This window comes from Spirulina sp. CS-785/01, from assembly GCF_028330525.1.
Classification (GTDB): Bacteria; Cyanobacteriota; Cyanobacteriia; order Cyanobacteriales; family Spirulinaceae; genus JAQMSD01.
Window position 1 is genome coordinate 1 of record NZ_JAQMSD010000227.1, and the last position, 12209, is coordinate 12209.

The 12209-nt window shown below is 46.4% G+C and carries 9 protein-coding genes and 1 pseudogene; 9 read left to right on the forward strand and 1 reads right to left on the reverse strand.

Going from position 1 to position 12209, the window contains the following annotated elements; all coding sequences use genetic code 11:
* From PN462_RS14805 to PN462_RS14845, 9 genes and pseudogenes are all read left to right on the forward strand, one after another.
* A pseudogene (locus PN462_RS14805) lies at positions 1-1842 on the forward strand (hypothetical protein); the annotation flags it as partial.
* Between the two features lie 52 nt (positions 1843-1894).
* A complete protein-coding gene (locus PN462_RS14810; protein WP_272129311.1) occupies positions 1895-2410 on the forward strand; it encodes a CIS tube protein in 516 nt (171 codons plus the stop codon).
* Between the two features lie 52 nt (positions 2411-2462).
* Positions 2463-4454, forward strand: coding sequence for a VgrG-related protein (locus PN462_RS14815; protein ID WP_272129313.1), 1992 nt, complete (start codon positions 2463-2465; stop codon positions 4452-4454).
* Positions 4455-4532: 78 nt separating this feature from the next.
* Entirely contained in the window at positions 4533-4931 is a 399-nt protein-coding gene (locus PN462_RS14820; protein WP_272129315.1) for a DUF4280 domain-containing protein, read from the forward strand.
* Between the two features lie 108 nt (positions 4932-5039).
* Positions 5040-6446 (forward strand): magnesium transporter, encoded by a 1407-nt coding sequence (gene mgtE, locus PN462_RS14825; protein ID WP_272129317.1) that lies wholly within the window; start codon positions 5040-5042, stop codon positions 6444-6446.
* 287 nt (positions 6447-6733) lie between these two features.
* Entirely contained in the window at positions 6734-8287 is a 1554-nt protein-coding gene (locus PN462_RS14830; RefSeq protein WP_272129320.1) for a SagB/ThcOx family dehydrogenase, read from the forward strand.
* Between the two features lie 276 nt (positions 8288-8563).
* A complete protein-coding gene (locus PN462_RS14835; RefSeq protein ID WP_272129322.1) occupies positions 8564-9181 on the forward strand; it encodes a cell division protein SepF in 618 nt (205 codons plus the stop codon).
* A gap of 103 nt (positions 9182-9284) precedes the next feature.
* Complete coding sequence (gene proC / locus PN462_RS14840) at positions 9285-10103, forward strand: pyrroline-5-carboxylate reductase (protein ID WP_272129325.1); 819 nt, start codon at positions 9285-9287, stop codon at positions 10101-10103.
* Positions 10103-11278, forward strand: coding sequence for an MFS transporter (locus PN462_RS14845; protein ID WP_272129327.1), 1176 nt, complete (start codon positions 10103-10105; stop codon positions 11276-11278). Before proC ends, PN462_RS14845 begins: the two co-directional genes overlap by 1 nt.
* Here PN462_RS14845 and PN462_RS14850 read toward each other — a convergent pair.
* The gene (locus tag PN462_RS14850) at positions 11267-11926 is read right to left on the reverse strand and encodes an SDR family oxidoreductase (protein ID WP_272129329.1); all 660 of its coding nucleotides are present in this window, start codon (positions 11924-11926) and stop codon (positions 11267-11269) included. The genes PN462_RS14845 and PN462_RS14850 overlap by 12 nt on opposite strands.
* Positions 11927-12209 lie beyond the last annotated feature (283 nt).

Here is a 12209-nt window from a genome sequence, read left to right on the forward strand (position 1 = left end):
ACCGAACATCCGGGGACATCGGTGTCTCCTGAAATTAGTCGCGTTATTCAAGCACAAACTGACGCTGCTAGTAATTCTGAGAGTAATATAGTCCAACCTCAAACCGAAACTGGTGGTAGTCCAGACAGTAATGTTATTCAACCGAAATCTGAGACTGTTAGTAGTTCAGAAAGCAACCTAGTTCAACCGAAATCTGACACTGCTAGTAGTCCAGACAGTAATGTTATTCAACCGAAATCTGAGACTGCTAGTAGTCCAGATAGTAATGTAATTCAACCCAAGTCAGAAGACTCCCCCAATGTTCCCTCTCAACCCGTTACCGAACATCCGGGGACATCGGTGTCTCCTGAAATTAGTCGCGTTATTCAAGCACAAACTGATGCTGCTAGTCGTTCTGAGAGTAATGTTATTCAACCGAAATCTGAGACTCCTAGTAGTCCAGATAGCAACGTAGTTCCACCTCAAACCGAAACTCCGAGTAGTCCAGATAGTAATGTTATTCAACCCAAGTCAGAAGACTCCCCCAATGCTCCTTCTCAACCCGTCACCGAACATCCGGGGACATCGGTGTCTCCTGAAATTAGTCGCGTTATTCAAGCACAAACTGACGCTGCTAGTCGTTCCGAGAGTAATATAGTCCAACCCCAAACCGAAACTTCGAGTAGTCCAGACAGTAATGTCATTCAACCCCAGTCAGAAGATTCTCCCCATGTCCCGTCTCAACCTGTTACTGAACATCCGGGGACATCGGTGTCTCCTGAAATTGGTCGCGTTATTCAAGCACAAACGGATGCTGGTGGGAGTTCAGATAGTAATGTAGTTCAACCTCAAAATAAGACTCCTAGCAATTCTGATAGTCACGGAGTTCAACGTACATCGGAGACTGGGGGTAGTCCAGATAGTCATGTTATTCAACCGAAATCTGAAACTCTGAGTAGTTCAGAAAGCAACCTAGTTCAACCCAAAACGGAGAGTGTTCAACCTACATCAGAACCTACTGTTTCTCAGATTCTCTCGGATCACAGTCTTATGTCTCCCCCTGTTCCAAGTGCGATTGATAACTTGATTCAGTCTAAACCTTTGGGTCAATCTGAGGGGATTAAAGAGTCTCTCTCCCGTCCACGGAAAGCAAAGTCGGTTCAACGTCAGGCTCGACCGAAACCGAAATCTACTCGTCAACGTGACGGTTCGACTTCTGTTTCGGGTGTTCCTTCTGCTTGGTCGAGTATTGAAGATTTGTTACAAGGGGGAAATCCTCCCTCGGTTCAAACTCAGTCGGACTCGACTCCTACTCGCAATAGTCCTTCGTCTTGGTCGAGTATTGAGGATTTATTACAAAAAACGGCTTCTCCTTCTCCAGAACCGTTAGGGAAGACCCGATCGCGCAACCTTAACCCTGTCTCGTCTCCCTTATCTCGTCAAACGGCCAAAAAAGCAACCTCGAAACCCAACCCTAAACCCAAACCCAAACCGAAAAAAGCCTCCTCGAAACAATCTTCCCCGGTTTTACAACGGACTCCTGAGTCTTCTCACTCTCAACCCAAAATGATGTTTACTCCCCAAGGAGTTCAACCAGTCTCGACTCCTCCGATTCAACGGAAAGCGGTGGATTATTCCCAAAATGTCCCACTTCTCCAAAAATATGAAGGTATGTTATCTAAGGCTTCTCAATCGGATTCTAAGACTGTTACCTTGTCTTCTGTGGCCTCCCAAAATTCTCAAGATATTACATCAGAACAACTGGAAGTGTTAGCGAGGGAAATCTATAAATTGATTCGCCATAAATTTGCGATCGCGCAAGAACGTCAAGGCCGACCCTACCCTGGCCGACTGCCTTGGTAAAAACTGATTATACTAGAAATTAATCCCATTTTCACAAAGGAGAAATTCAATTATGGCGCAAAGTCCAATCCCAACAGGAAAACTTGAAAAAGCTCAATTAATTTCTGATGAAAGTGATAATATTGAGTTTATGTTTAATCCGACGGAACTAGATTTTAGTCACTCAAACACAATGCAAGAAGCTGATGGTGCGAGAACTGAAAAAGGACTTCCAAAAGTGAGCTTTTCTCACCCCAATCCCTCTAAAATTACTCTCAAAAATATTTATTTTGACACTTACGAAACGGGGACGAGTGTTTTAGAACATATTAATAAATTTATTGCGGCCTTGGATTTTGCAACGAAAGGAACAGCTAAAGGAAAACGTCCTCCTATTTATACGTTTGTTTGGGGACAAAATCAATATTTACGTTGTTTTATTGAATCCCTTGATTACACCTTAACTCGTTTTCTATTAGATGGAACTCCAGTTCAAGCAGTCATTGGGAGTCTTGACTTAAAAGAAGTTGACCAGATGGACGGAGGAGATACTTCTTATTCTGTTAATCGACAATCAGGAGGTCGATAAAATTCAACGCAATTCAATTTTAAATTATTACGCAATAAAACTTTAATTCATTATGGCAACTGCAACGTATATTTCTCAACCTAATTTAAAAATTGATGGTAGCACTGCCTCGGATAGTCTCATGGAAGACCTTTTACAAATCATTGTAGAAGAAAGTCTTCATCTTCCTGCTATGTTCACTTTAGTTATTAATAATTCTCGTTATAGTGGACGTAGTGAAGATAGTTTTTGGAAACATGAAAAAATATTTGAAATTGGCAAATCTATTGAAATTGCGTTTACATCTAGTACCACAGAATCCCAAGAATTTGATGATGCAGAAACTGGGACAGTCATTAAAGGAGAAGTAACGGGAATTGAGACTCATTTTAATAGTGAATCTCAAGCACCCATTATTATTCGTGGTTATGATGTATCTCACCGTTTACACCGTGGACGTTTTAATCGGTCGTTTCAAAATATAACCGATAGTGATATTGTCAAAAAAGTAATTGGTGAGGTGGGAATATCTTCCGGTACAGTGGACTCGACAACCCCCACCCATGACTACATTTTTCAAGAAAATCAAACCAATATGGAGTTTTTGCGGGAACGAGCAGCACGAAATGGATATGAACTATTTGTTCAGGATGGTAAGCTCAATTTTCGCAAACCTAAATCTGAGGATACTTTAGAATTAACTTGGCTAAAAGACTTACATGGTTTTCGCGTTCGGGTATCGAGTGCAGAACAAGTGAGTTCAGTAGAAGTGCGGGGGTGGGACTATACGAAAAAGAGTCCAATTGTAGCCACCAAAAACTCCGATCAAGTCATTACTAGCACAGAATATGGGAAAGGAAAAGACACCAGTAGTAGTTTTAATGGTAAACCCAAAAGTCCGAAAATGATGGTGGTCGATCAACCCGTATTTAGTGAAGCAGAAGCAGATAAAATTGCACAAGCTCTTTTTGATGAACTGGGAGGGGAGTTTGTTCACGCAGATGCAAAGGCAGAAGGAAACCCGAAAATTCGTCCGGGTAAGTCGGTGAAATTAAAAGAAATGGGAAAATATAGTGGTTCATACTATGTCACCGAGTCTCGTCATATTTATGAAAAACGAGTTTATACCACAGAATTTACCGTCAGAGGACTACGGGGAGGGGACTTGTTAGATACATTATCTCCCCAAGTGCGTTTACAACCAGGTCAGACGTTAATGGTGGGACAAGTGACGGATAATAATGACCCTGATGGGATGGGACGAGTTAAAGTTTGGTTTCCTACTTTAACCCCAAAAGAAGGGAGTGATGCACATACCAGTCATTGGGCCCGAGTAGTTTCTATGGGAGCAGGAAAAAGTCGGGGGTTTGACTGTTTACCCGAAATTGATGATGAAGTTTTAGTGGCCTTTGAACATGGGGATATTCATCGGCCTTATGTCATTGGGGGGGTATGGAATGGAAAAGATAAAGCACCGGAAAAAGTTGCAGATAGTGTGGTGGATGGGAAGGTTCGTTTACGAACAGTAAAAACCCGCACGGGACATACATTACAGTTTGTTGAAGAAGATAAAGATAGTAGTAAAAAAGGGGTTTATTTAGATACAGTTTATGGCCATAAACTTTCCTGTAATGATAGTGATCAACAAATTGAAACGAAAACTAAAGAAGGCCATAAAATTCTTATTGATGATAAAAATAAGAAGATGGAATTAACGACCCAAGGGGGACATAAGGTTTCTTTAGATGATAATGGTAAAAAAATTGATATCACTTCGTCAGGAGATGTAACCATACAAGCGGGGTCAGGAAAGAAAATAACTCTGGATGGGAAAACGATTGAAATTACTGGACAAAGTAATATTACTTTAAAAGTTGGGGGAAGTAAAATTGAAATTAGTAATGCTGGAATTAAATTAACTCAAGGCGGTAATCAAATTAATATGGCTTCAACCGGAGTTAAAATTAAAGGCTCAATGAATGCAGATTTAGAAGGGGGAATGAATACCAATATCAAAGGTGGAATGTCTGTGGCAGTATCCGGGATGTCTATCAAATTAGGATAAAATAACCAATAATGAATTGTGAATTGGTGAATTGTGAATTGATGAATTGATGAATTGTGAATTGTGAATTGATCAAAAATGCCAAACTTAGTTACGATGGGCGCGACCATGCAATGTATTCCCTTTGGGGCAACACCGAGTGCCTTAATTGTCATTCCCAAGGGAAAATCCTTGGTAACAGCCCCGGCCCCCTTAGCAGCTACGGTAATGGACTTCGCGCCCATTGCCAATATTCCCCCCTTTGGGATGTGTACCTCTTTAGCTAACCCTACGGTAGCCTCAGCCACTGCCGCAGCGTTGGGAGTTTTAACCCCGATGCCTTGTATCCCGGTGACAACTGGGCCCTGGAAACCTGGGGCGTTGAAGGTCAAAATTGGGATGTTTGCGGCGTTGACCGATGTGTCAATTTGTAATTGTGCCTGGGGTGGAGTCATTAAAATTCAGTATGCGGGCCAGTTTAAGGTGAGTGCCACTTAGTAGACGGTGCTGTACTGTTTACTGATTACTGCCAGGGGGAAATCTAAAACGGTCTTGCATCTTCTACGCTTAATATAGATTACAGAATGTGCATGAGGCAGGTTGATCTTGACTGAGAATCCCTCTTCCGCCCAAACTAATTCTCGCCATGAACTGCGTTCGCTAGTGCGGACTCAGTTGCAAATGCTGCTGGAGCAGGGCAACCTGCAAGGGGCGAAATCGTTGCTTGTTCCGGTGCAACCTGTGGATATTGCGGAAGCCATAGAAGGGTTGCCCGAGTCGATGCAGGTGATCGCGTTTCGGTTACTTTCCAAAGATGAAGCGATCGCCGTTTATGAACATCTCGACTCCACCATTCAACACGCCCTCATTCAAGAATTTAAACGTCAGGAAGTAATCGGCATTGTCGATCAAATGTCCCCTGACGACAGGGCCCGCTTATTCGACGAACTCCCCGCCAAAATTGTCCGACAACTCCTCGCCGAGTTAAGCCCCAAAGAACGCCAGTCCACGGCCTTATTATTGGGCTATGAGGAAGATACCGCCGGACGGATCATGACTCCGGAGTATATCTCCCTCAAAGAAAACTTAACCGTAGGAGCAACCTTAGACCGCATTCGCAAATTAGCCAATGCCTCCGAATTAATTTATTATCTCTATGTCACCGATGCCTCACGCCGCTTAACGGGGATTGTCTCCTTACGAGATTTAGTGATTTCCCCCCCAGAACGCCCCCTGGAAGAAATTATGACGCGGGATGTGGTCAGTGTCTCCACCGATATGGACCAGGAAGAAGTCGCCCGACTCATCCAACGCTATGATTTACTGGCTTTGCCTGTGGTGGATAAAGAACAGCGTCTCGTCGGTGTAGTCACCGTGGATGATGTAATTGATATTTTAGAACAGGAAGCCACCGAAGATATTTACGCCTTGGGTGGAGTACAAGCGGATAAAGATAATTATTTTCAAACCAATTTATTGGTCGTCGCCCGCAAACGGGTCTTTTGGCTGTTAATTTTGCTACTGACGAATACCGTAACCGGATCAATTATTCAAACCCAGGGGGAATTGTTGGAATATACAGGACAGGCCATTGCCATTGCCGCGTTTATTCCCCTTCTCACGGGAACAGGAGGGAATATTGGCGCACAGTCCTCTACGGTGGTCATTCGTGGGTTAAATACTGAAGAACTCAACGCCCTTGGCCCCTTGCAAGTGTTACTCCGGGAAGCCATGGCCGGGTTGCTTTTGGGGACTGTCTTAGGAGGGTTAGCGGTGGCTTGGGCCCATTATTTAATGCAACGAACGTTATTTGTCTCTATCTCGGTGGGTGTTAGCCTATTAATAATCTCCCTATTGGCTTCTTTAGCGGGTTCTGGTCTCCCGTTTCTCTTTCGCAGTCTCAAGTTGGATCCGGCGTTAATGTCTGCCCCCTTTATCACAACAGCCGTCGATGTGTTAGGGGTTTTGATCTATTTTCAAATTGCTAGGGCGATTTTGTCTATGGCGGTTTGAGGTCAATGAACAATAAACAATAAACAATTAACAATTAACAATGAATAATTAACCATGAATAATGATCAGAGACTAACCAAATCACTGGACAATAGTTAACCTTCGTGTTAAGCCCGTCCGGTTAGTCCAGTCTAAGCCCTCCGTAGGCGAGGATGTATCTCATTACCCTTGCCCTGTGTGGGTTAGCGTCCCGTCAGGGGTAGCGAAGTCGTTCACGAACTGTCTCCGTGCTTGAGAAAGGGTATCACCCATCCCCCATTACCGATCACCCATTACCAAATTCTACAATGACTGATTTTTCTAATACATTAGCCACCTATTATCACGAACGGACCAAATATGACCCGGATACTATTGCCAGTAAGGGGAGAGGGATTGATTGGTCTAAACAGCCTGTTCCCTTTAAAGAGTATAAAATTGGTCAAACACTGGACTTGAAGCCCTATCTGAGTCAGGAGAGTAAGAGTAAGACGGACTCGGAAACGGTGTTTTGGCGGCGATTGTCCCAATTGTTGTATTGTTCCTATGGCATTACCGCGAAAATGGCGACTATGATGGGGCCGCCGATTTATTTAAGGGCGGCCCCGTCGGCGGGGGGGTTATATCCGGCTGAGGTGTATTTGTTGTCTAGGGGAACGCCTCTCCTCCCGGCAGGATTGTATAATTATCAGCCTCAGACTCATGCTTTGGTACAGTTTTGGGAGAAGGATGTTTGGGCGACGTTGAGACAAGCCTGTTTTTTCCATCCGGCGTTAGAAGAAACGAATCTGGCGATCGCAACCTCCACTGTCTATTATCGGTCAGCCTGGCGATACGAAGACCGGGCCTATCGTCGTATTTTCCTCGATACGGGGCATTTATTGGGCAATATTGAATTAGCCGGGGCCGTCAATGGGTTTCGCCCCTGTTTAATTGGAGGGTTTCAGGATAAGTTAATGAATCAACTCCTCTACCTCAATGAGGAGGAAGAAGGCGTGATGACGGTCATTCCTTTGCTGGATGTGGGGGAGAAATCGCCCCAGTTACCCCCCAATTTAGAACAAAATTCCCAATATTTTACTGCCCTCCCGTCGGGGTTAGCCCAAGATTATCCAGATATTGCTGATGGGGAGTTATTGGGGGCTTTACAAAAGGCTACGGAGATCGAAAGTAGTAAACCTCTGCCTTCTCCTTCTCCCCAAGAGGCCAAAATGGGGACTGAGGATAAATATAATTTCCCTTTTTGTTTAAAGGTGTCTATGTATAGTTCCCCCATTGACTGGAAGGAAGATTTAGCCGACTTAGAACAGACTATTTTGAAGCGTCGGTCCACTCGGGCCTATACGGGGGCAGATTTGACTTTGGAGGAGTTACAGGCGTTACTCCATTTTACCTATCAGCCTCAAGATTATACGGTACAAGGGTTAGACCCGGCCCCGGATTATTTTGATTTAAGTTTAGTGGAGACGTTTGTGGCCGTGTCGGGGGTTGTGGGGTTAGAGGAGGGCTGTTATTACTATGCCCCCAAGGATCAGGAGTTACGGCAAATTCGCTTTAAAAATTTTCGTCGGGAGTTACATTATCTCTGTTTAGGGCAAGATTTAGGCCGAGATGCGGGGGCGGTGATTTTCCATACGGCGGACTTAAAGGGCGCGATCGCAAAATACGGCGATCGGGTGTACCGTTACCTCCACATGGACGCAGGCCACTTGGGCCAACGCTTAAATTTAGCGGCCATTCATTTAGGGTTAGGAGTGAGTGGCATTGGCGGATTTTTCGATGATCAAGTCAATGAGGTGTTAGGCATCCCCAAGGATGAAGCTGTGATTTATATTTCTACTCTGGGCCGGCCAAGGCAGTAATTGGGGAGTTGGGAGATGGGGGAAATAGGGGAGATGGGGGAGATGGGGGAGATGGGGGAGATGGGGGAGAACAAAGAACATTACTGTTTACTGTTTACTGTTCCCAGTTCCGGAGTTCCCTGTTCCCTTTTTTACAAACAACAAACAACAATCCCCTAATCTCCCCTAGCGTGAAATGACGGATAGGATTATGATCAGGAAAATAGAGATCAATAGGGGATAGATAAGAGTTAGTATCATTTATCCTAAAATTGTAAGGGTAAGGGAGAATCGACAGTGAATAAAATTTTTACTAAGCTAAGGGACATCGTGGCCTTCAATGAAGGGGACGAATACGAGTATTATGAGGAAGACATGGAAGGGAACGACTATCAAAACCTCTATCAGCAGGAGAATCCCCCTGCCCCAGTAGAGGAAGAACGTCAACCTCCCCGTCGTAATCGAGAAAGACCCAATATTACAGCAACAGAAACAGGCATGGCTTCAGCATCAGCAACATCGAGGAGTAATGTGATTGGAATGCCCGGATCAGCAAATGGTGTATCAGAAGTGGTGGTTATCGAACCCCGCTCCTTTGAGGAAATGCCTCAAGTGATTCAAGCGTTACGAGAGCGGAAATCAGTGGTGCTAAATTTAACCGTCATTGATCCCGATGAAGCCCAACGGGCGGTGGATTTTGTCGCCGGGGGGACTTATGCCATTGATGGCCATCAGGAACGCATCGGTGAAAGTATTTTCTTGTTTACTCCCAGTTGTGTACAAGTGAGTACCCATTCTGGAATGGCCCAAGAGGTGGCCGGGGCTGCCGGGACTACGCCGTTAAATGCGGTTCGTCCGCCTTCTGCCCCTGCCAGTCCGGCTTGGACAGTCGATCCGAACCGTTTAGCCCAGTAATTCGGCCCAGAATTGGGGTGAGTTTTCAGGAAGGGCGCGATCGCTACGTTTCCCATCTAGGCAGAAGATCGCGCCCTAAAATCGTTGTTTAATCATAACAAGAGTGTCTGTTCAATTTGGTGTCATCGGTGGAGGGGTAATGGGGGAAGCCCTCTTATCCCGTCTTTTAGCGCGAAAAATCTACGCCCCGGAGGCGGTGGTGGTCAGTGATCCCCAACCGGAACGACGGGACTATTTACAAGAAAATTATCACGTTCACGTCACAGGAGATAATCGGCAAGCGGTAGCAGCGTCAGAAGCGTTACTCCTGGCCGTGAAACCCCAAGTCTTAGACAAAGTGGTGTCGGACTTATCTCCCCATGGACAAGGGGTGGGGGGATCATCCTTGGTTCTCTCCATTTTAGCCGGAGTTCCCCTAAAACGGTTAGAACCCGCCTTCGCCGGGCAACCTGTCATCCGGGTTATGCCCAACACCCCGTCCATTGTGGGGGCGGGAATGACCGCCCTAGCCCCCGGCCAAGGGGTAACAGAAGCCCAACGGGAGTTAGCCAAGCGCATTTTTGCCTCCGTGGGAGAGGTGGTGGAGGTGTCGGAGTCTCTCATGGATGCTGTAACCGGGGTTTCCGGGTCTGGCCCTGCCTATGTGGCCCTATTTATTGAAGCCTTAGCGGATGGGGGAGTAGCCGCCGGGTTGCCGAGAAATGTGGCTTCTCAGTTAGCCCTACAAACGGTCCTAGGGACCGCCCAATTATTACAAGATTCGGGACTCCATCCCGGCCAGTTAAAAGACCGGGTAACGAGTCCAGGAGGGACGACCATTGCCGGAGTCGCCACCCTGGAGAAATTGGGCTTTCGGTCTGCTACCCTAGAAGCCGTAAAAGCCGCCTATCAACGGTCTCAGGAGTTAGGACGGGATAGTTAATGGGGGAGTCCGGAAAGGTTTTGAATCGCCAACTGTTGCTGTTATTGGTAACAGGGTCTTTGTTGGTGATGGCCGGGAAAGTGATCGCGCTGTCTTTACCGGATATGATGCGATCGCTAAACGTCCCCCAAGGCTACGAAGGCTATATTATTTCCCTCCACTTCCTCACCATTGCCCTCTGTAGTCCCATTTTAGGCATCCTCGCCGACCGGGTAGGGCAAAAGAAGGTTTTAATGGTTTCCCTCGTCTGCTACGCCCTCACAGGGGTCTTAGGTGGCGTTTTACAATCCTTCCCCCTCCTCTTAGTCACTCGCGCCGGGTTAGGCATTGCCACAGGCGGCATCGCAGCAGCTAGCCTAGGCTTTCTCACCCGACAATATCCCAGTGGCGAAGCCAAGACCCAGGCGATCGCCTATATCGCCAGTAGTTTAGCCCTCTCTAACATCTTCTATCCCATTCTAGGCGGATTAGTCGGCCTCATCCACTGGCGAGTCCCCTTTACCCTCTATGGAGTCGGCCTCCCCCTCGCCCTCCTCGTCTTCTGGCAACTCCCCCCCCAGTCTCCCCGCATCATTGACAAACCCCCCCCCAACCTAAAAGCCCAATTCTGGCGCAAAAGCGGGACTTGGCTATGGTTAGCCCTCTTAGGCTTGACATCTGCCTCCGTTTATGTTATAGCCATTTATCTTCCCCAATATCTCGTCGCCACCTTCGCCACCGGAACACTCACCAATGGGGTATTATTGGCCATGCAAGCGATCGGGGCCGCCCTCATTTCCGCATTAGGAGTGAAACGAGTCTCCCAACATCTCGGCATTATTCCCACAGTCAGCCTCGGTTGGGGCATAATGGCCCTAAGTTACGCCATATTACCGCAACTCCCCTCCATCCCTCTCGTAAGCGTATTTGTCTTAATCTTAGGCATGGGAGTTGGGTTAGTCCTACCCAACCTCTATAATGCCTTATCCAACCAAGCCCCCGCCCATCAACAATCTACCATCTTAGCCGCCGGGACAGGCATTAATTTCTTAGGACAATTTCTCTCCCCCACCCTATTTGGGGGAGTAGAGAAGATAGGGGGATTTACGGCATTATTCTACACCATTGCCGGAGTCTGCGTCGCCATGGCCAGCCTCACCCTCATCCCCTACACCATCAAACAACTACCACGGTAACACCTCCCCTTGGGCGTGCCAAAATGTCCCCGTATTCTCCAACTTTAACTCATCAATGCGTTGCAGCAGACCCTTCACCGACTCCTCTGGAGTAATCCCAGAAAAATTCGTCATGCGCGTTTTCACCATCCCAGGGTGTAGAATAGCCACCGGGATACCTTGCGGTTGCAAATCCAGAGACAGGGACTTTCCGGCCATACTTACCGCGGCCTTTGACATCCGATACCCATAAGAATTCCCAGACGTATTATCCCCAATCGACCCCATACGACTGGTCATAATAATCACCTTAGACCCAGATTGAAGATTATTCAACAACGCCTGAGTAATCCGCAATGTCCCCAACGCATTCACCTCAAACTGTTGGCGAATATTGTTAAAATCGAGATCACCCAGCGTATTCCGTTTAATAATCCCCGCATTATTAATTAAAACATCCAGCGTCATCCCCTGTAACCGTTTCACCAACCCTGCAACCGAGTCATCCGAAGTAATATCAACTCCTGACTCAACTTTTACTCCCAATGCGTCTAAGTCTTGGGAAGTCTCCCGACAGACTGCAATAACGTCCTCTCCTCTTGCTTGCAGTTGCCGACAATACTCTAACCCAATGCCGCGATTTGCACCAGTAATTAAATAGGTAGCCATAATTGCTGTTTTATTATCTTGTCCCTCTGTATCATAACGAGAAGGAGGGGTGGGCAGTGAACCACAAAGACACAAAGAACACAAAGCAGGGATAATGAGAGAAGTATCCCCTATTCTCTATCATGCTATTTCTTTAAGAGAGAATAAGACTAGGACAGAGTAAGCTATTCTCCCCTCTCTGTGTCTCTCTGGTGCAATCCCTTTCTCAATGTATCTGTGTAATACAATAAAAATATGATCGCATCCCCTCAACTCCTCCCTCCCCAAGCATATCTCGAACAAG

Excerpts from the sequence above, each read along its gene's own strand:
- PN462_RS14810 (WP_272129311.1), top strand. The coding sequence starts at position 1,895 with ATGGCGCAAAGTCCAATCCCAACAGGAAAACTTGAAAAAGCTCAATTA.
- PN462_RS14815 (WP_272129313.1), top strand. The coding sequence starts at position 2,463 with ATGGCAACTGCAACGTATATTTCTCAACCTAATTTAAAAATTGATGGT.
- PN462_RS14820 (WP_272129315.1), top strand. The coding sequence starts at position 4,533 with ATGCCAAACTTAGTTACGATGGGCGCGACCATGCAATGTATTCCCTTT.
- PN462_RS14830 (WP_272129320.1), top strand. The coding sequence starts at position 6,734 with ATGACTGATTTTTCTAATACATTAGCCACCTATTATCACGAACGGACC.
- PN462_RS14845 (WP_272129327.1), top strand. The coding sequence starts at position 10,103 with ATGGGGGAGTCCGGAAAGGTTTTGAATCGCCAACTGTTGCTGTTATTG.
- PN462_RS14850 (WP_272129329.1), bottom strand. The coding sequence starts at position 11,926 with ATGGCTACCTATTTAATTACTGGTGCAAATCGCGGCATTGGGTTAGAG.